Origin of the sequence: Paractinoplanes toevensis (genome assembly GCF_018332695.1) — a bacterium.
Taxonomy (GTDB): domain Bacteria; phylum Actinomycetota; class Actinomycetes; order Mycobacteriales; family Micromonosporaceae; genus Actinoplanes; species Actinoplanes toevensis.
Genome location: NZ_BOQN01000001.1, coordinates 1 through 18,687, shown reverse-complemented (window position 1 = coordinate 18,687; position 18,687 = coordinate 1). Strand labels below are relative to the sequence as shown.

The following is an 18,687-nucleotide window of genomic DNA, read 5'->3' as shown; positions in this document are numbered from 1 at the left end:
AGTACGTCCTACGTAGTGCCCCAGCCTACCCCGTGACCGCGCTCCGTAGGGTGGAGTGATGATGGCGGTGCCGATGGTGGGGCGAGCGGGCGCGCTCGACGAACTGCGCGGTGCCTGGTCCCGCGTGCGCTCCGGCCGGAGGCCGGTCACCGCGGTCGTGACGGGTGCGGCCGGAACAGGGAAAACGGCTCTCGTGACGGCGTTCCGGCAGGAACGGGCGACGACGAACGTGCTCGCCGGGACGGCCCGGGTGCACTCGCCGGCACCCTACGACTGGCTGGCGGCGGTCCTCGCCGGGCGCGACACGCGCGGGCTCGACGTGCCGCCGGACGCTCTGGCCTGGCTGAAACAGGATCCGGATGTCCCCCGGGAGCGTTACACTCCCGAGGCCCTGTTGCGCATCGCGGTCGCGGCGGTGCGCGGGCTGGTCGGGACCCACCACGCCGTACTCGTGGTGGAAGATCTTCATGCTCTTGATCCGGCCTCGCTCAATCTGATCGCCGAGCTCGGCTCGACCGACCTTCCGGTCCTGCTGCTGGTGACCAGCCAGCCGGCCGAGGCGGCGCTCTCGCCGGAGCTCACCACGCGCACCCTCGCGCGGCTGGGCGGACACCCCGGCGCCGTCCGGCGCCATCTCGGCGGTCTCCTTCCGGCCGAGGTCGGCGAGGTTTTGAGGCATGTGTACGGGTCGGAAGCGGGCGCGCCGGAGCTGGCCGAGGCGGTGTGGCGGCGCACCGACGGCAACCCCTACCGGCTCAGCGAGCTGATCGCCGTGGAGGGCGCCGCCGTCTGCGAGATCTCCCGCCGCCCCGAGCTGACCGCCCGGGAGCGCGAGGTGCTCGGCCTGCTCGCCGAGGGAATGCCGAACAAGCAGATAGCGCGAGTTCTCGGAATTTCGGTCCGCACGGTCACCGTCCACGTGTCAAATCTCCTGCGTAAGACGGGTGCCTCGTCCCGCACCGAGGCGGCCCTGTGGGCCCTCTCCGGTCGCCGCTCGGGTGATCATCATGTGGGGTGGCGCGACAACGACACCGCGGCTCGGTCACAATCGTCGGCGTGACGACAGCGATCCATCAGCGCATAGCCTCCGAGCTCGGCGTCCGGGAGAACCAGGTTGCCGCGGCCGTCGAGCTGCTCGACGGCGGCGCCACCGTGCCGTTCATCGCCCGCTACCGCAAGGAGGTGACCGGCACCCTCGACGACACGCAGCTGCGCACCCTCGAGGAACGCCTCGGCTACCTGCGGGAGCTGGAGGACCGGCGGGCCGCGGTGCTGGAATCGATCCGCACCCAGGGCAAGATGACCGACGAGCTGGAGCAGAGCATCCTCGCCGCCGACTCCAAAGCGCGGCTCGAGGACATTTACCTGCCGTTCAAGCCGAAGCGCCGCACCCGGGCCCAGATCGCCCGCGAGGCCGGACTGGAGCCGCTGGCCGACGCCCTGCTGGGCGACCCGTCGCTCGACCCGCGCGGCACGGCGGCGGCCTACATCGACGCCGACAAGGGTGTGGCCGACGAGGCCGCGGCCCTCGACGGCGCTCGGGCGATCCTCATCGAGCGGTTCGCCGAAGACGCCGACCTCATCGGTGACCTGCGCGAACAGATGTGGACCCGGGGCCGGCTGGTGGCCAAGGTGCGGGACGGCAAGCAGACCGACGGCGCCAAGTTCGCCGACTACTTCGACTTCGCCGAGCCGTACGCGAAACTGCCCTCGCACCGCATCCTCGCCATGTTCCGCGGTGAGAAGGAGGACGTCCTCGACCTCACCATGGAACCGCACCCGGAGGAGGACGAGGGCTACTTCGAGGCCCGCATCGCCGGCCGCAACGGCATCTCCGACGCCGGCCGGCCCGGCGACAAGTGGCTGGTCGACACCGTCCGCTGGGCGTGGCGCACCCGCATCCTCATCCACCTCGGTGCCGACCTGCGGGTGCGGCTGTGGCAGGCGGCCGAGGACGAGGCCGTCCGGGTCTTCGCCGCCAACCTGCGTGACCTGCTGCTCGCCGCGCCGGCCGGCAGCCGCACCACGATGGGTCTCGACCCGGGCTTCCGCACCGGCGTCAAGGTGGCCGTGGTCGACTCGACCGGCAAGGTCGTGGCCACCGACACGATCTACCCGCACGTCCCGCAGAACAAGTGGGACGAGTCGATCCACCGGCTCGCCGCGCTCGCCTCGAAGCACAACGTCGACCTGATCGCGATCGGCAACGGCACCGCCTCCCGCGAGACCGACAAGCTGGCCGGCGAGCTGATCAAGAAGCACCCCGAGGCCGGCCTGACCAAGGTGATGGTCTCCGAGGCGGGCGCGTCGGTCTACTCGGCGTCCGCGTACGCCTCGCAGGAACTGCCCGGCATGGACGTGTCGCTGCGCGGCGCCGTCTCGATCGCCCGCCGCCTGCAGGACCCGCTGGCCGAGCTCGTGAAGATCGACCCGCGCTCGATCGGCGTCGGGCAGTACCAGCACGACCTGGCCGAGTCGAAGCTGTCCAAGTCGCTGGACGCGGTGGTCGAGGACTGTGTGAACGCGGTCGGCGTGGACGTCAACACCGCGTCGGCGCCGCTGCTCACCCGGGTCTCCGGCATCGGCGCGGGCCTGGCCGAGAACATCGTGATGCACCGCGACTCGAACGGGCCGTTCCGCACCCGGGACGACATAAAGAAGGTCGCCCGGCTCGGGCCCAAGGCGTTCGAGCAGTGCGCCGGCTTCCTGCGCATCCCGGACGGCGACAACCCGCTCGACTCGTCCAGCGTGCACCCCGAGTCGTACCCCGTGGTGCGGACGATCCTGGCCGCCACCAGCGCCGACATCAAGACGGTGATCGGGAACAGCCCGCTGCTGCGGGCGCTGCGCCCCTCCGACTACGTCACCGACGCGGTCGGCCTGCCGACCGTCACGGACATCCTGAAGGAGCTCGAGAAGCCGGGTCGTGACCCGCGGCCGGGGTTCACCACGGCCACCTTCGCCGAGGGCGTCGAGAAGATCGCCCACCTCAAGCCGGGCATGATCCTCGAGGGTGTGGTCACCAATGTGGCGGCGTTCGGGGCGTTCGTCGACGTCGGCGTCCACCAGGACGGTCTGGTGCACGTGTCGGCTCTGTCCAACACGTTCGTGAAGGACCCGCGCGACGTCGTCAAATCCGGCGATGTCGTGAAAGTTCGGGTGGTCGAGGTCGACGAGGCCCGGAAGCGGATCTCGCTGACCATGCGCCTCACCGACGAGCCGGCCCAGCGCCGCCCGCGCGAGGACGGGCCGGCCGGTCAGCCCCGTCAGGGCGGTCAGCCTCGGCAGGGCGGTCAGCCCCGCGATAGCGGTCAGCCCCGCGAGGGCGGCGGTCAGCGCGGTCAAGGTGGCAGCGGTCCGCGTCAGGGCGGGCAGGGCGGTGGCCAGCGCGGTCAAGGCGGTGGCGGTCCGCGGCAGGGCGGCGGCCAGCGTCAGGGCGGTGGCGGGCAGCGCCAGGGCGGCGGTGGCGGGCAGCGCCAGGGTGGCGGCTCGGCTCCGATGAACGACGAGATGGCGGCCGCGCTGCGGCGGGCCGGCCTGATCAAGGACTGAGCGGTTGCGGGGCTCAGTTGCCGCTGAGCCCCCACACCTTCACATTGCTGAACGCCACGTCGTAAGGGCCGTCCTCGGCCGCGCCGCGCTCGGTGTAGACGCCGAGCAGCACCCGGCCGCCGGTGATCTGCGTGTCGGTCAGCGGGACCGTGCCGACCTCCACCCCGTCACGCAGCACCGTCGCCTGGTTGCCCACCGCGCGTACCTCGATCGTCGTCGGCGCGGCGCCGATCGCGATCGGCGCGTCGAGCGGAAACGTGCGGATCGTCGCGACCGCCTGGTCCTTGTGCGTGCCCAGATAGATGTTCTTCTCGCAGACCCGCAGCAGATAGCCGTGCCAGGGTGCGAAACGGAACCACAGCCCGGCGCAGCTGTCCTCGGTCAGCAGGCGCACCCCGACCTCGACCCGGACGTCGTCGGGCACGCCGTCGTCCGGGCCGGAGCAGCGGTAGACGCCCTTGGTGTCCCGGTGGGCCACCATGCCGGTGCCGTCGAACGAACAGGACGCCTTCTCGGCCGGCAGCGACTTGGCCTGCCACAGCCGCGGCCCGGTCAGGGCGTCGTCGATCACCAGGGTGTCGGAGGCGGGCGCGGCCGACGACGGGCCGTCCGTCGGGCCCTCGGAGGCGATCGCCCGCTCGCCGGCCGGGGAACCGAGCACGACCATCATCGCGCCGGCCACCACCGCCAGGATCAGCGCGGCCACCGCGACCGGCAGGAACCAGCGGCGGCGCGGCTCGGGCGGCGGCGGGCCGGGCAGGGGAGTGGGCACCGGCGAGATCGGCACGGTGACGATCGAGTTTTCCTCGTAACCGATCAGGCCGGCGAGGTCGGCCGGAATGCGCACCCCGGTGACCGCCTGCGCCTCTGCGGCCGCCGCCCGCAGATCGGGTTGGCCGGCCAGCGCGGCCGCCGTCGCGGCGGGCCGCGACGGGCCGGAGACCAGCAGGTCGAGCAGCTCGCGGGCGCTGGGCCGGTTGGCCGGGTCCTTCTCCAGGGCGTGCCCGACCAGCTCGCGCAGCGGACCGGCCAGGCCGGACAGATCGGGCGGCTGGGTCAGGATGCGGGCCGCGGTCGCGGGCGGCGAATCGGCTGCGAACGGGGTGCGGCCGGTTCCCGCGTACGCCACCACGCCGCCCCAGGCGAACACGTCCGCGGCCGGGGTCAGCGGGGTGTCGGCGACCCCGAAGCGCTCCGGCGACATGTAGGCCACCGTGCCGACCATCTGCGACGTGTCGGTGTTGCCGCCGGTCGCCTCGACGTGCCGGGCGATCCCGAAGTCGATCACCTTGGGGGAGCCGGGGGCGAGCAGCACGTTGCGCGGTTTGAGGTCGCGGTGGATGACGCCGGCGCCGTGGATGGCGGTCAGCGCGGTCGCCACGCCGATCGCGACACTGTGCAGGTTGGCCGCGGTGAGCGGGCCACGCTCCTCGACGACGTGCGCGAGGGTCGGGCCGTCCACATATTCCACCACCAGGTAGGGGCTCTCGTGGTCGGGGTCGGCGTCGAGCACCTCGGCGGTGCAGAACGGCGGCACCTGCCGGGCCCGGGCCACCTCGCTGCGGAAGCGGCGGCGGAACTCGTCGTCGGGCGCGAGGTCGGCGCGCACCACCTTGACCGCGACCAGCACTCCGCCGGGCGTGCGGGCGAGATAGACCGTGCCCATGCCGCCCTCGCCGAGGCGGCCGACGATCTCGTAGTCGCCCAGGGCACGCGGATCGTGCGGGCGCAAAGGCTCCGTACGCTCCCCAGACATGGTGTCCCCGCCCCCCGAACTTGGCGACGTCACTCTATCGGGCGTAAGCCGGCGGTCGTAGGCCAGCCATGCACTTGGCATCGAACCGTCATGCTGGAGGTATGGATGATCGCCTCTGGATCGTTCCGGTCGTTCCCGGGTTCGCGTCGGCTGTCCGATCCGTCGCCGGAGTTGTCGGGTTCTACGCCGGTGGGTCGATCGGATCGGGCGACTACCGGCCCGGGATCAGCGACCTCGACCTGGTGGCGGTGATCTCCGCGCCGCTCACGCCCTATCGGCGGGCTCGCCTGCGAGCGCTGCACCGGGTCATCGGCCCGGCGAAGCTGCACTGCGCTTACGTCCCGCTCGGCGAAATATCCGATATCTCCGCATCTCATGTGAACTGGGCGCACGAGCGGATGTTCCGGCGTCCGCTCAGCGGGATCGCCCGCGGCGAGCTGCACCAGTTCGGTGTCACCGTCCTCGGTCCGCCGCCGGGCGAGCTGATCCCGCCGGTCAGCCCGGCCGAGCTGGCCGAGGCGGCCCGGGGCGAGCTGCGCGGCTACTGGGCCTCGGCGGTAAGGAAGATCAAGGTCTGGCGTACGGATCTGCACGTCGACCTCGGCCTCACCACGGTGTCGCGGGCCGACGAGACGATCGCGACCGGCCGGCTGATCACCAAGCGGGAGGCGATCGACCGGCTGCCGTCCCTCGGGGTGCCCGCGTCGCTGGCCGACGAGATCCGGCGGCGCCGGGCCGGCGAGACGATCGCCCACACCGACGAGCAGCTGCGGGACCGGGGCACGCTGGTCCGCCGCCTCATGCGCGGGCATCTCGGCCGGTTGCTCTGAGTATCCTCGGCGGATGCTCATCAACACCGAGCGGCTGATCCTGCGGCGTTTCCGGCCGGCCGACGCGCCGGTGCTGGCCGCCTACCGGTCGGACCCGGAGGTGGCTCGCTACCAATCCTGGGACGCGCCGTTTCCACTGCTCAAGGCCGAGACCGCGGTGGTCAATTTCATGGAGTCCTCGCCGGACATCCAGGGCTGGTTCCAGTGGGCGATCGAGCGACTCGAGGACCGCCGGTTGATCGGCGACGTCGGCGTCCGGCTGCACGACAACCTGATGCAGGCCGAGATCGGCTTCACGCTGGCCACGCCGTACCAAAAAATGGGTTATGCGACCGAGGCCGTCCGCGGCGTACTCGATCGGCTGTTCCGCCTGCAGGGCCTGCACAAGGTGACCGGCGAGTGCGACGCGCGCAACGTCGCGTCGGCCGGGCTGCTGGAACGACTCGGCTTCACCCGCGAGGGCCACCTGCGGCAGCAGACCTACATCAAGGGCGAGTGGACCGACGACCTGATCTACGGCCTCCTCGGCGACGAGTGGCTCCGCGAGGAGTAGGTGCAACGTCCGGCCCGGCCCGGGCGTGTAGTGGCCGTGACAGCATTCGCCGGAATGACACCGGAGGCGCTGCCCGCCGTGCCGAACGAGACATCGTCGTTTGACGAGATCTATGCCGCGCACTACGGCGACCTCACCGTGCAGCTCTATGCCTACTTCGGGGACCGGCAGGAGGCCCAGGACGTCGTCCAGGAGGCGTTCTGCCGGGCGTACGCGAGATGGCGCACCATGTCCCGGTTCGATGACCCGGTCGCCTGGGTGCGCCGGGTCGCCTGGAATCTGGCGGTCAGCGGATGGCGCCGCCGGCGTACCGTCCGCGGCTTCCTGGGCCGGCAGCGCCCGGAGGAACACCAGGTGGACGGGCCCGAGCCGGAGCGGGTCGCGCTGATCGCGGCGCTGGCCACCCTGCCCGACAACCATCGCCGCGCGATCGTGCTGCGCTACCTGGCCGACCTGACCGTGGCCGAGATCGCCGACCGGGAGGGCGTGCCGGCCGGCACGGTGAAGTCCTGGTTGCACCGGGCCCGCCAGGCGCTGGCCGCTCAGCTCGCTCTGACCGACGCCGCGCCCGAGGAGGACCCGCGATGACCGACAAACTCGAGACCCTCTTCCAGGACCTGCGCACCCGCACGCTCAACGAGATCGTCCCGCCGGGCGCGTCGAAGGTCCGGGCGACCGTACGCCGCCGGCGCGGTGTCGCCGTCTCGGCCGGCGCCGGGGTCACCGTGGCCGTGATCCTGGTCGGCGCCGGGGTCGGCCTGTACCCGGGCGACGGCGGCAGCTACGTCGCGGGCGACCCCGGCGCGACGCCGTCCGGCAGCGACTGGCCGCCGGTGATGCCGGACCCGACCGGGCCGGAGTACGACCGGGCGCAGACGGCCGGCGAGCTGCTGGCCGACCGGGACAAGACGCCGACGTCGATCAACGCGACCCAGGGGGTGGTCATCGCGGACTACGAGAACCACATGAACGACATGCCGGCCGACACCTATGCGTTCCGCTTCTACTGCGTCGGTTCCGGCACTGTCGTCGTCGTCGTGAAGCAGGGCGACTCCGGCGACACGGTGCTCGGCCAGGGCGCGGCCACCTGCGCGGACAACGGCCCGGTGCCGCTGCAGCTGACCATCCGCCAGCCGGTGTACGGCTATCTGCGAATCTTCGCCGCCGGTGACGCGCAGTCGAACGACCGGGCCGGGTTCGCCTTCGAGTTCCTCAGCACGACCGGTAAGACCGGGTTCGGTCCGTCCGGTCCGCCGTACACGTTGTCGACCTCCGCCGGCGGATAGACGGCGGTGGCTACCTTGTGCGCATGGCCCTGGTCGCCTCCGGCATTCTCTGCCTCGGCATGTGCATGGTGCTGGTCACCCCGATCTTCGCGGCGATCAGCGCGGGCAACGTACGCCTGGCCCGCCGGCTGCGCCGGACACCGCCGACGCCGATCGGCACCTGGTCCGGCCGTAACGGCTTTGTCACCGTCGAGGCGGTCGTCGAGCACGGGACGGCGGGGCCGCAGATCGGGCCGCTCAGCGGCGAGGCCTGCGCCTGGTACGAGATGACGCTGACCCTGGTCCGGCGCAGCAGCGAGGCGGGCAACCATTACTCGGAGGCCGGGACGACGCCGGCCCCGCCGGTGCTGACCGACGGCACCGGGTCGGTGACCATCCACCAGCGACTGCTCACCGACCGCTGGGGAAGCCCACAGTCCTACCAGGCGCCGTCGGTGTGCGACGAGACCTCCGAGAGCTATCACCGCGGCGACGAACGGCCGTCCTGGGTGACCGAGGGGATGGCCAAGAGCCTCGGCATCGGCGAGAGCCTGCTGATGACCGAGGTGCGGCTGCCGCGCGGCCGTGAGGTGTTCGCGATGGGGCGGGTGGCCGGCGGCGTGCTGCGGCCGGGCCGGGGCGCGCGGATCATCAAGGGCACCTGGGCCGGCCTGATCACGGAGACGGAGGATGACCTCTCGCTCATGGCGAAGGCCATCCCCGTCTTCGTCGTGGTCGGCTCGATCGTCGGCGTCGGCGGGTTCGGGCTGCTGTTGCTGGTGACCGGCTGAGCTACTGCTGGTAGCGCAGCCAGACCGCGCCGAGCGGCGGCACCCGCAGCGAGGCCGAGGCGTTGAAGCCGTGCCACGGCAGCTCCTCGGCCGTGACCTCACCCAGGTTGCCGACACCGGAACCGCCGTACAGCGAGCTGTCGGTGTTGACGACCTCCTGCCAGCGGCCCGTCCGGGGCAGGCCGATGCGGTAGCCCTCGTGCGGGAGGGCGGCGAAGTTGACGATGCAGGCCAGGGCGTCGCCGTTGGGGGCGAAGCGGACGAACGAGAACGTGTTGTGCTGGGAGTCCTCGCTGGTGATCCAGCGGAAACCGGACGGGCTGGTGTCCTGGGTCCAGATCGCCGGGGTCTCCTTGTACACCCGGTTCAGGTCCTTGACCAGGCCCTGCACGCCACCGAAGGCCGGGTTTTCGAGCAGGCCCCAGTCCAGGCCACGCTCCTCGGACCACTCCCGCATGTCGCCCATCTCGCTGCCCATGAACAGCAGCTGCTTGCCGGTGAAGGCCCACATGAAGCCGAGCAGGGCGCGGGTGTTCGCCAGTTTCTGCCACTCGTCGCCGGGCATCTTGCCGGCCAGCGAACCCTTGCCGTGCACGACCTCGTCGTGGCTGATCGGCAGGATGTAGTTCTCGCTCCAGGCGTACACGGTGGCGAAGGTCATCTGGTGGTGGTGCCACTGCCGGTAGATCGGCTCCTTCTCCATGTAGGAGAGGGTGTCGTTCATCCAGCCCATGTTCCACTTGAAGCCGAAGCCCAGGCCGCCCAGGTGGGTGGGGCGGGTGACGCCCGGCCACGCGGTCGACTCCTCGGCGATGGTCACCACGCCGGGGTTGTTCTTGTAGACCGTCGCGTTCATCTCCTGCAGGAAGCTGATCGCGTCCAGATTCTCCCGGCCGCCGTACTGGTTCGGCGTCCACTCGCCGTCCTTGCGGGAGTAGTCCAGGTAGAGCATCGAGGCGACCGCGTCGACCCGCAGGCCGTCGGCGTGGAACTCCTCGCACCAGTACAGGGCGTTCGCGACCAGGAAGTTGCGAACCTCCTTGCGGCCGAAGTCGAAGACGTACGTTCCCCAGTCGGGGTGTTCGCCGCGCCGCCAGTCGCCGTGCTCGTAGAGCGGAGTGCCGTCGAAGCGGGCCAGGGCCCACTCGTCCTTGGGGAAGTGGGCGGGCACCCAGTCGAGGATGACGCCGATGCCGGCCTGGTGCAGCTTGTCGACCAGGTAGCGGAACTCGTCGGGGTTGCCGAACCGGGAGGTGGGGGCGAAGTAACCGGTCACCTGGTAACCCCACGAACCGCCGAACGGGTGCTCCATCACCGGCATGAGCTCGACGTGGGTGAAGCCCATCTCGACCACGTAGTCGACCAGTTGCGACGCGAGCTCGGTGTAGGACAGTCCGGGGCGCCAGGATCCGAGGTGCACCTCGTACGCGCTGGTCGGCTCCTGATGCCACCGCTTGGTGGCGCGCTCCCGCATCCAGTCGGTGTCGCCCCACTCGTAGGTGGACTCGAACACGACCGACGCGGTGGCCGGCGGCACCTCGGTGTGCTGGGCCAGCGGGTCGGCGTGCTCCCGCCAGACGCCGTCCCGGCCGAGGATCTTGAACTTGTACTTGGAGCCGGTGTGCGCCTCCGGGATGTAGACCTCCCAGACGCCGCTGCTGCCGAGCGACCGCATCGGCCAGCCGTCGTACGGCCCCCAGCCGGAGAAGTCGCCGACCACCTGGACACCGCGGGCGGCCGGCGCCCACACCGCGAAGCCCACGCCGGTGCCGCGCGGCTGGGCGCCGAGCACCCGCCACAGCTTCTCGTGCCGGCCCTCGCCGATCAGGTGCAGATCGAGTTCGCCCAGGGTGGGCAGATGACGGTACGGGTCGTCGAACTGGGTGCCGTCCACGTCGAGGCGGTAGTCGAGGACCGTGCCGGGCAGTTCGGCGGCGAAGATGCCGGCGTCGTGCACCTTGGTCATGTCGGCGCGCTCGCCGCCGTAGACGAGCGACACCTTCTCGGCGCCCTTGCGCAGGGTGCGGATCACCGTGTGGTCGCCGGCCGGGTGGGCGCCGAGGATGGCGTGCGGGTCGTGGGTGTCGCCGGCCACCACGCTGTTCATGGCGCGCTGGTCGGCGGCGAGCGAGGAGGCTGGGTGGCCGATCACGAGAGTGGCTCCTTCTAGCTGAAGTGGTTCGGGCCGACCAGCCGGGCGATGGACCGCAGGGGGATCCGCAGCCATCCGGGCCGGTGCCGGGCTTCGTACGCGGCCTCGTAGACCGCCTTGTCCAACTCGTACGCCGCGAGCAGCGCACCCTGGGTTCGCGGGTCGAGGCCGGAGGCGTGCGCGTACCCGTCGCAGAAGGCGGTCCGGTTCCGGTCCACCCACTCGCGGGCCCGCGCGGCCAGGTGCTCCTCGTCGTCCGAGTCGACGAGCAGCTGATAGGCCGCGTACTCGTAGCTGCGCAGCACGCCGGCGATGTCGCGCAGCGGCGAGTCGGGCCGTCGCCGCTCGTCGAGCGGCACGCCCGGCTCGCCCTCGAAGTCGATCAGCAGCCACGCCTCGGGGGTGCGCAACACCTGGCCGAGGTGCAGGTCGCCGTGCACCCGCTGGACCGTGACCTCCACGCCGTCGAGCGCCCGGAACTGGGCCTCGATGGTCGGGACGTACTGCTGGATCTCGGTGACCGAGTTGGCGGCCTGGCGCAGCCGGGCCAGCACCGCGTCCAGCGGGAACGCCGCCGGGCCGGAGCCCAGCTCGGCGGCCAGGTCGGCGTGCACCGACGCGACGGCCTCGCCGAGCCGGTAGGACTCGCCCTGGAAGTCGCCGCCGACCTCGTCGGCGCCCATCTCCGCGTCGGCGAACAGGTCACGCGCGCTGGCGGTGGCCATCGCCCAGCCCTCGGCCGAGTTGCCGGCGAACGCGGTCACCATGCCGAGCGGGCACGGTTCGCCGCCCTCGATGGTCTCGAACGAGCCGAGCAGCCGCGCCACGTGCGGGTTGCCGCGCCGGCCGAGCACCTGGTTGAGCTCCACGTCCGGGTTGATACCGGTGGACACCCGGCGGAAGACCTTGAGGATCGCGTCCTCGCCGAAGATCACGCTGGTGTTGCTCTGCTCGGCGTCGAAGACCCGGGGCCAGGACTCCTCGGTGGGGAACTCGGCGTCCGGTTCCGGCTCGAAGACCACGTCGCCGACCGACGCGCCGCCGGCGACCAGGCCCAGCAGGTAACGCGCGGCGCCCGGGTCGTAGAGGGCGTCGTAGCCGGTGCGGCCGTCGACCGTGCCGATGGTGGCCACGCTGCTGTACTCGGCGATCGGGTGGTTGTCCCAGGCGACGATCACCTGGTAGCGCTCGGAGCTGCCGTCGGTGTACTCGACATCGACCAGCACCAGGTCGAGGTTGTCGCCGAGCTTCGTCGACGACGCCTCCTTGACGGACGCCAGGGTGCGGGCCTTGCCCGCGTACCAGCGCTGTTGCGGGAGCCACTCGGCGAAGGGCAGCGTCATTGCTTCTCCTCGGACCTGCACAGCTGGAACCAGTAGAAGCCGTGCCCGGGGAGGGTCAACAGGTACGGCAACTGGCCGACGCGCGGGAAGTTCACGTGGCCGGTCAACTCCACCGGCGTGTACCCGTTCCAGTGCTGCAGGTTGAGCTCGATCGGTTGCGGGAAGCGCGACAGGTTGTTCACGCACAACACCACGTCGTCGCCGTTCTCGCGCAGGTAGGCGAGGACCGACGGGTTCGACCCGCCGAGTTCGCGGAACGTTCCGACGGCGAACGCGTCGTGGCGGCGTCGCACCGCCAGCATCGTACGGGTCCAGTTGAGCAGGGACGTGGAACTGTCCCGCTGCGCCTCGACATTTACCGCCTGATAGCCGTACACCGGGTCCTGATTCGCCGGCAGGTAGAGCCGGCCCGGGTTGGCGGTGGAGAAACCGGCGTTGCGGTCGGGTGTCCACTGCATCGGCGTGCGCACGCCGTCGCGGTCACCGAGCCAGATGTTGTCGCCCATGCCGATCTCGTCGCCGTAATACAACACCGGCGAGCCGGGCAGCGACAGCAGCATCGCGGTGAACAGTTCGATCTGGTTGCGGTCGTTCTCCAGCAGGGGGGCGAGTCGCCGGCGGATGCCGACGTTCGCTTTCATCCGCGGGTCCTTGGCGTACTCCGAGTACATGTAGTCGCGCTCTTCGTCGGTGACCATCTCGAGGGTGAGCTCGTCGTGGTTCCGCAGGAAGATGCCCCACTGGCAGTTGTCCGGGATGGCCGGCGTCTGCGCCATGATCTCGGAGATCGGGAAGCGGGACTCGCGGCGGACCGCCATGAAGATGCGCGGCATCAGCGGGAAGTGGAACGCCATGTGGCACTCGTCGCCGCCGGTCTTCGGATCGCCGAAGTACTCCACCACGTCGGCCGGCCACTGGTTGGCCTCGGCCAGCAGCACCCGGCCCGGGAACTCGTCGTCGATCACCTTGCGGCAGTGCTTGAGGAACGCGTGCGTCTCGGGGAGGTTCTCCCCGTTGGTGCCCTCCCGCTCGTACAGGTAGGGGACCGCGTCCAGCCGGAAACCGTCGATGCCGATGTCCAGCCAGAAGCGCAGGACGTCGAGCATGGCCTCCTGCACGGCCGGGTTGTCGTAGTTCAGGTCGGGCTGGTGGGAGAAGAACCGGTGCCAGAAGAACTGCCGGCGCACCGGGTCGAACGTCCAGTTCGACTCCTCGGTGTCGACGAAGATCACCCGGGCGTCCTGGTATTTCTCGCTGGTGTCGCTCCAGACGTAGAAATCGCCGTACGGCCCGTCCGGGTCGCGCCGCGACTCCTGGAACCAGGCGTGCTGGTCGGAGGTGTGGTTCATGACCAGGTCGGTGATCACCCGGATGCCGCGCTTGTGGGCCGCGTCGAGCAGCGCCACGAAGTCCTCCACCGTGCCGAACTCCGGCAGCACCCGGTAGAAGTCGCTGATGTCGTACCCGCCGTCGCGCAGCGGCGACTGGTAGAACGGCGGCAGCCAGAGGCAGTCGACGCCGAGCCACTGCAGGTAGTCGAGCCGCTCGATCAGGCCGCGCAGGTCACCGGAGCCGTCCGAGCTGGAGTCGTAGAAGGCCCGGACCAGGACCTCGTAGAACACGGCTCGCTGGAACCAGGTCGTGTCGGCGGGCAGTGATCGGGCATGGCCGAAGTCCTCGGCGGTGGGATGCTCGACCACACCGTCCTCGACGTGGCTTCCCTCCGCCGGGTCGTACGCCGGATCGAGATCTTCAGTCAGGTCCATTGCTTTCCCACCTACCCACCCGCAGGTACTTGAATCAGTTGCGCCGTAGAACGAAGACGTGCGCCGGCTCGACGTAGGGGTCGATCCGGACGGCGTTGTGCTGGCCCCACTCGTACGTTGCCCCGGTGATCTGGTCGACCACCGTGAACCGCTCGTGCCAGTCCATGCCCAGCTCGGGCATGTTCAGCGTGACGTTGCCCCACTGCACGTTGCTGGAGTCGAAGGAGACGACAACCAGAACGGTGTTACCGGTCTCCAGGTCACGCTTGGAGAAGATCAGAAGCGCGCCGTTGTCGACCTCGTGGAAGCGCAGGTTGCGCAGCCAGTGCAGCGCGGGGTTCTCGGCCCGGACCTTGTTCAGACGCGTGATGTACGGCGCCAGGGACCGGCCACTGCGCTCGGCGGCCGCCCAGTCCCGCGGCTTCAGCTCGAACTTCTCGTTGTCGACGTACTCCTCGGCGCCGGGCCGGGCCACGTGCTCGAAGAGCTCCAGCCCCGCATACATGCCCCAGGACGGCGAGAGCATGCTGGCCAGCACGGTGCGGATCTTGAACATCGGCGGGCCGCCGTGCTGCAGCGTCTCGTGCAGGATGTCGGGGGTGTTGGGCCAGAAGTTCGGGCGCATCCAGTCCAGCGACGCGATCAGCTGACCCATGTACTCCCGCATCTCCCAGGCGGTGGTGCGCCAGGTGAAGTACGTGTACGACTGGGTGAAGCCGATCTTGCCGAGACCGTTCATCATGGCCGGCCGGGTGAACGCCTCGGCCAGGAACAGCACGTCCGGATCAGTTTCCTTGATCTTGGCGATCAGCCACTGCCAGAAGTTCAGCGCCTTGGTGTGCGGGTTGTCGACCCGGAAGATCTTGACGCCGTTGTCGATCCAGTGCCGCACCACGCGATAGACCTCGTCGCGCAGGCCACGGTAGTCGTTGTCCCAGTTCAGCGGGTAGATGTCCTGGTACTTCTTGGGCGGGTTCTCGGCGTACGCGATGGTGCCGTCGGCCTTGGTGGTGAAGAACTGCGGATGCGACTTGACCCAGGGGTGGTCGGGCGCGGCCTGCAGCGCGAGGTCCATCGCCACCTCCATCCCGTTGTCCTTCGCGACGGCGATGAAATCGCGGAAGTCCTCGAGGGTGCCCAGCTGGGGGTGGATGGCGTCGTGGCCCCCCTCGTCCGAACCGATCGCCCACGGCGAGCCGACGTCGACCGGCCGCGCCACCAGGGTGTTGTTGCGCCCCTTGCGGTTGATCTTGCCGATCGGGTGGATCGGCGGGAGATAGAGGACGTCGAAGCCCATGGCCGCGACGGCCGGGATCCGCTCGGCCGCGGTGCGGAACGTGCCGTGCTTGATCGGGGTCGCGTCCGGGCCGATCTCGGCGCCCTCGGAGCGGGGAAAGAATTCGTACCACGAGGAGTAGAGCGCGCGCTGGCGGTCGACCCAGATCGCGTAGGACCGGGTGGTGGTCACCTGCTGACGCACCGGGTTCTGCCAGAGCAGATCTTCCAGGTCGAGCGCGGGGGAGACCCGGGCGAACAGGGACTGCTGCTCGTCGCGCAGCACCGCCGCGGCGGTGCGGACCCGTTCCTCGTCCTCGTGCGGCACGACCTTGGTGGCCAGGTCGAGCACGTCGGCGCCCTCGGCCAGGTCGTTCGCCAGGTCTTCCACGCCCTGGCCGGCACCGATCTTCTTCACCACGGCGTCGCGCCAGGTGCGGTAGGGATCCTCGAACGCCTCCACGGTGAACGTCCACCGGCCCACTTTGTCCGGCCGGATCAGACCGTGCCACTGGTCGAGGCCGGGCTCGCCGGGCCGCATGCGGGTGAACGGCTCGGACTCGCCGTCGGGACCGCGCCATACCACGTTCACGCCCAGGGCGTGGTGTCCTTCGCGATAGGACACCGCGGAAACCGGCACGAATTCACCGACGACGGCCTTGGCGGGGTATCGGCCGCAGGACACGGACGGCGTTACGTCTTCGATAGGAAAACGACCGGTCATGATCTCCACCGTAGTCAGCGGGGCGGGCGTGGGCGCGGCGAAATGAGGACCGCCGTCAGGGCATACTTCTCCGCAGGGGAGGCACCACAAACAAGCGGACAGCCGATGCGTCAAACCTACCGGAGTGCGCTCAGCCCGGCTCGTCCAGGAGTGCCCGTGCGCCTCCGGTGAATTTCGACAGTTCACCCCCGCTCATGCTTACCCGGTCTGATCATCGATACGTTTCCGGCCGGCAAAATCACGCTCCACAAACGCAACACCGGGCCCACTCGTACCGCACGGGAGCGTGTCGGTTGCCGAGCGGTCCCATCATGGTCACCCTGCTCATGCTGGCCACCCGAGCCGCCGAGGTAATCCCTGACGCGGTTCGACCGGAGCCGCGCCTGACCTCCAGGAGCGCCTCGTGGCCGGACCGTCTGTCGAGCTCTCGCCGGTGATCGCCGCCAGCACCCACTGGCTGTCGCGCGCTTACCCCGCGGGCACCCCCGACACCATCGCCCACACGCTGTCGGAGCTGCAGGCGCGCCAGGCCGTCACGGTCGCCGCGTGGCTGCGCTACCCGACCGAGATGGACGCGGCCCTGGTCGCGATCGCCGGCCCGGGCGGTTCCGCCGTCCTGGACTGGCGGATCGGCAGCGAGCCGGACGACGAGGAGGCCGAGGAGGAGGGCTGGCGCACCTGGGTCGACGAGGTCGTGGTCAGCTGGGCCGCCTGCCTGCTGGCCGACCCGATGCTGGCCCGCCGGGGCGTCGACGCGGTCGCCGCCGCCATCCCGCCGAGCCGCGACGAGCGGCCCCGCCCGCTCCCGCGCCGGGCCGGTGGCCTGCCCAACGAGTTCCGCCGACTGCTCGACCCGGACCAGCGTGACCAGGAGGCCGCGGTGCTGCTGCGCCACCCCGACCTGCTCGAGCCGGTCGCGTCGATGCATCGCGACACGCTGCACTACCTGCTCGGTGTCGAGCAGGTGGAGCACGCCGTCTAGAGACCCCCCAAGAAAGAAGGCCGGCGCCCTGGTTCAGGGCGCCGGCCTTTCTTGTCGTTGTCGTCTACTCGGCCAGCCGGGCCGGGAAGCCGCCGGTGGCGATCGGGCCCCACCGGTCGATGGTGATGCGGATCAGGGATTTGCCCTGGTCACGCATCGCCTGGCGGTACTCGTCCCAGTTCGGGTGTTCGCCCGAGATGCAGCGGTAGTAATCGACCAGGGGCTCGACCGAGTCGGGCAGGTCGATCACCTCGGCCACGCCGTCGACCTGCACCCAGGCCCCGCCGAAGTCGTCGGACAGCAGCAGCACCGACACCTGCGGGTTGCGCCGGACGTTCATCGCCTTGGCCCGCTCGGGGTAGGTGGAGATGACGATCCGGCCCTCGGTGTCGACGCCGCACGTGTTGGGCGAGGACTGCGGGCGCCCGTCGCGGCGGGTGGTCATCAGGATCGCGTGGTGCCGCGGCCGGATGAACTCCAGCAGCTCGTCGCGGTCGACGGTGGTGTTGGTGGCGATGGTGCGCGGCACGTCAGACCTGCACCGGGGAGCCGGTCTCGGCCTGCTCGGCCGCCACCGCCGCGCCGATGATGCCGGCGTTGTTGAGCAGGGTCGCCGGGACCATCGGGGTGCGGATGTCGATCAGCGGGAAGAACTTGTCGGATTTCTTGCTGACCCCGCCGCCGATGATGAACAGCCGCGGCGAGAGCAGCATCTCGACGTGCTTGAGATAGTCCTCCACCCGGCCGGCCCATTTCTCCCAGCTCATGTCCTCGGCCTCGCGGGCCCGGTCGGAGGCGCGCGCCTCGGCGTCCTTGCCGTCCAGCTCGAGGTGGCCGAACTCGGTGTTCGGGATCAGGACGCCGTCGAGGAACAGCGCGCTGCCGATGCCGGTGCCGAAGGTCAGCATCATGATCAGGCCGCGCTGGTCGTGGCCCGCGCCGAACGCCACCTCGGCCGCACCGGCGGCGTCGGCGTCGTTGAGCACCGTGACCGGCTTGCCGAGCCGCTGGCTGAACAGCTCGGCCGCGGGGGCGTCGAGCCAGGACTTGTCGACGTTCGCCGCGGTGCGGGTGACGCCGTCGACCACCACGCCGGGGAAGGTGATGCCGACCCGGTCGAAGTCGTCGAACTGGGCGGCCACCTCGGCCACCGCCTCGACGACGCTGGTCACGTCGCTGGGTTGCGGCGTGGGCACGCGGAACCGCTCGGTGAGCAGGTCGCCGCCGATGGTGTCGACCGGCGCCCCCTTCACGCCCGAGCCGCCGATGTCGATGCCGAGAGTGGCCATCTGTGTTCCCGTCCGCTTCTTCGAAGATGTTTCCCGCTGTTTACCACGGGGGACCGACATTGAATCCTCGCGGATGTCCCCCTTGCCACGCCTGCCTCGGGCATTCGGCGTGAGTGACTCATACTTTCGGCTACCCTCACGTAGTCTTTCCGGCTAGCGTGGAGTCACTGAACGGTCGCCGCGTGCGGGCACGGCTCTCTGCCCGTTTGATGGAGGACCACCCATGACCCAGACCATGGCCGGACCGAGGACCCAACAGAGCACGGTGTCGGACAGCGCCACCGAGATGCTCGCGACGATGGCGGCGACGCCCGCCGACCACCCGTCCCGCCCCGCGCTGCGGGACGCCGCGATCGAAGCCTGGCTGCCCCTGGCCCGGCACCTCGCCAATCGTTACTCCGGGCGTGGT

The 18,687-nt window shown here is 70.2% G+C and carries 15 protein-coding genes and 1 pseudogene; 9 read left to right on the top strand and 7 right to left on the bottom strand.

Going from position 1 to position 18,687, the window contains the following annotated elements; all coding sequences use genetic code 11:
• Window positions 1-58 precede the first annotated feature (58 nt).
• Both Ato02nite_RS00080 and Ato02nite_RS00075 read left to right on the top strand, forming a co-directional pair.
• On the top strand, window positions 59-1,060 hold the full coding sequence (locus Ato02nite_RS00080) for a helix-turn-helix domain-containing protein (RefSeq protein WP_213004215.1): 1,002 nt from the start codon (window positions 59-61) through the stop codon (window positions 1,058-1,060).
• Complete coding sequence (locus Ato02nite_RS00075) at window positions 1,057-3,552, top strand: Tex family protein (protein WP_213004214.1); 2,496 nt, start codon at window positions 1,057-1,059, stop codon at window positions 3,550-3,552. The genes Ato02nite_RS00080 and Ato02nite_RS00075 overlap by 4 nt, the downstream gene beginning before the upstream one ends.
• A 13-nt stretch (window positions 3,553-3,565) precedes the next feature.
• Here Ato02nite_RS00075 and Ato02nite_RS00070 read toward each other — a convergent pair whose 3' ends face one another.
• On the bottom strand, window positions 3,566-5,308 hold the full coding sequence (locus tag Ato02nite_RS00070; RefSeq protein ID WP_213004213.1) for a serine/threonine protein kinase: 1,743 nt from the start codon (window positions 5,306-5,308) through the stop codon (window positions 3,566-3,568).
• A gap of 101 nt (window positions 5,309-5,409) precedes the next feature.
• On the opposite strand from Ato02nite_RS00070, the gene Ato02nite_RS00065 reads away from it, so the two are divergent.
• Genes Ato02nite_RS00065 through Ato02nite_RS00045 form a run of 5 tightly spaced genes read left to right on the top strand, consistent with a single transcriptional unit; the run spans window position 5,410 to window position 8,747 of the window.
• Window positions 5,410-6,138: a nucleotidyltransferase domain-containing protein gene (locus Ato02nite_RS00065; RefSeq protein WP_213004212.1), complete on the top strand. Its 729-nt coding sequence runs from the start codon at window positions 5,410-5,412 to the stop codon at window positions 6,136-6,138.
• Between the two features lie 13 nt (window positions 6,139-6,151).
• Entirely contained in the window at window positions 6,152-6,691 is a 540-nt protein-coding gene (locus Ato02nite_RS00060) for a GNAT family N-acetyltransferase (protein ID WP_213004211.1), read from the top strand.
• Between the two features lie 54 nt (window positions 6,692-6,745).
• Window positions 6,746-7,279 carry a SigE family RNA polymerase sigma factor gene (locus Ato02nite_RS00055; RefSeq protein WP_213004210.1) on the top strand — a complete coding sequence of 178 codons (534 nt, stop codon included), beginning with the start codon at window positions 6,746-6,748 and terminating at the stop codon, window positions 7,277-7,279.
• Window positions 7,276-7,977, top strand: coding sequence for a hypothetical protein (locus tag Ato02nite_RS00050; RefSeq protein WP_213004209.1), 702 nt, complete (start codon window positions 7,276-7,278; stop codon window positions 7,975-7,977). The genes Ato02nite_RS00055 and Ato02nite_RS00050 overlap by 4 nt, the downstream gene beginning before the upstream one ends.
• Before the next feature lie 23 nt (window positions 7,978-8,000).
• On the top strand, window positions 8,001-8,747 hold the full coding sequence (locus Ato02nite_RS00045; protein WP_213004208.1) for a hypothetical protein: 747 nt from the start codon (window positions 8,001-8,003) through the stop codon (window positions 8,745-8,747).
• Between the two features lies 1 nt (window position 8,748).
• Here Ato02nite_RS00045 and glgB read toward each other — a convergent pair whose 3' ends face one another.
• From glgB to Ato02nite_RS00025, 4 genes are read right to left on the bottom strand one after another with little or no spacing between them, the layout of a single operon-like run.
• Window positions 8,749-10,854, bottom strand: a complete 2,106-nt coding sequence (glgB, locus tag Ato02nite_RS00040; protein ID WP_213004314.1) for a 1,4-alpha-glucan branching protein GlgB — start codon at window positions 10,852-10,854, stop codon at window positions 8,749-8,751.
• A gap of 59 nt (window positions 10,855-10,913) precedes the next feature.
• Window positions 10,914-12,242, bottom strand: coding sequence for a maltokinase N-terminal cap-like domain-containing protein (locus Ato02nite_RS00035; RefSeq protein ID WP_213004207.1), 1,329 nt, complete (start codon window positions 12,240-12,242; stop codon window positions 10,914-10,916).
• Window positions 12,239-14,008 (bottom strand): maltose alpha-D-glucosyltransferase, encoded by a 1,770-nt coding sequence (gene treS, locus Ato02nite_RS00030; RefSeq protein WP_213004206.1) that lies wholly within the window; start codon window positions 14,006-14,008, stop codon window positions 12,239-12,241. Before treS ends, Ato02nite_RS00035 begins: the two co-directional genes overlap by 4 nt.
• Window positions 14,009-14,042: 34 nt before the next feature.
• Window positions 14,043-16,007, bottom strand: coding sequence for an alpha-1,4-glucan--maltose-1-phosphate maltosyltransferase (locus Ato02nite_RS00025; protein WP_213004205.1), 1,965 nt, complete (start codon window positions 16,005-16,007; stop codon window positions 14,043-14,045).
• A 403-nt stretch (window positions 16,008-16,410) separates the two neighbouring features.
• Here Ato02nite_RS00025 and Ato02nite_RS00020 point away from each other — a divergent pair, with 403 nt between their 5' ends.
• Window positions 16,411-16,989, top strand: coding sequence for a hypothetical protein (locus tag Ato02nite_RS00020; protein WP_213004204.1), 579 nt, complete (start codon window positions 16,411-16,413; stop codon window positions 16,987-16,989).
• Between the two features lie 64 nt (window positions 16,990-17,053).
• Here Ato02nite_RS00020 and Ato02nite_RS00015 read toward each other — a convergent pair whose 3' ends face one another.
• On the bottom strand, window positions 17,054-17,518 hold the full coding sequence (locus Ato02nite_RS00015) for a PPOX class F420-dependent oxidoreductase (RefSeq protein WP_213004203.1): 465 nt from the start codon (window positions 17,516-17,518) through the stop codon (window positions 17,054-17,056).
• A 1-nt stretch (window position 17,519) separates the two neighbouring features.
• Window positions 17,520-18,278, bottom strand: a complete 759-nt coding sequence (gene ppgK / locus Ato02nite_RS00010; protein WP_213004202.1) for a polyphosphate--glucose phosphotransferase — start codon at window positions 18,276-18,278, stop codon at window positions 17,520-17,522.
• Between the two features lie 223 nt (window positions 18,279-18,501).
• On the opposite strand from ppgK, the pseudogene Ato02nite_RS00005 reads away from it, so the two are divergent.
• Window positions 18,502-18,687 (top strand): annotated as a pseudogene (locus Ato02nite_RS00005) (RNA polymerase sigma factor SigF); the annotation flags it as partial.

Coding starts and splice junctions, on each gene's coding strand:
- Ato02nite_RS00080 (WP_213004215.1), top strand. CDS start 59: ATGATGGCGGTGCCGATGGTGGGGCGAGCGGGCGCGCTCGACGAACTG.
- Ato02nite_RS00070 (WP_213004213.1), bottom strand. CDS start 5,308: ATGTCTGGGGAGCGTACGGAGCCTTTGCGCCCGCACGATCCGCGTGCC.
- Ato02nite_RS00065 (WP_213004212.1), top strand. CDS start 5,410: ATGGATGATCGCCTCTGGATCGTTCCGGTCGTTCCCGGGTTCGCGTCG.
- Ato02nite_RS00060 (WP_213004211.1), top strand. CDS start 6,152: ATGCTCATCAACACCGAGCGGCTGATCCTGCGGCGTTTCCGGCCGGCC.
- Ato02nite_RS00055 (WP_213004210.1), top strand. CDS start 6,746: ATGACACCGGAGGCGCTGCCCGCCGTGCCGAACGAGACATCGTCGTTT.
- Ato02nite_RS00050 (WP_213004209.1), top strand. CDS start 7,276: ATGACCGACAAACTCGAGACCCTCTTCCAGGACCTGCGCACCCGCACG.
- Ato02nite_RS00045 (WP_213004208.1), top strand. CDS start 8,001: ATGGCCCTGGTCGCCTCCGGCATTCTCTGCCTCGGCATGTGCATGGTG.
- glgB (WP_213004314.1), bottom strand. CDS start 10,854: ATGAACAGCGTGGTGGCCGGCGACACCCACGACCCGCACGCCATCCTC.
- Ato02nite_RS00035 (WP_213004207.1), bottom strand. CDS start 12,242: ATGACGCTGCCCTTCGCCGAGTGGCTCCCGCAACAGCGCTGGTACGCG.
- treS (WP_213004206.1), bottom strand. CDS start 14,008: ATGGACCTGACTGAAGATCTCGATCCGGCGTACGACCCGGCGGAGGGA.
- Ato02nite_RS00025 (WP_213004205.1), bottom strand. CDS start 16,007: ATGACCGGTCGTTTTCCTATCGAAGACGTAACGCCGTCCGTGTCCTGC.
- ppgK (WP_213004202.1), bottom strand. CDS start 18,278: ATGGCCACTCTCGGCATCGACATCGGCGGCTCGGGCGTGAAGGGGGCG.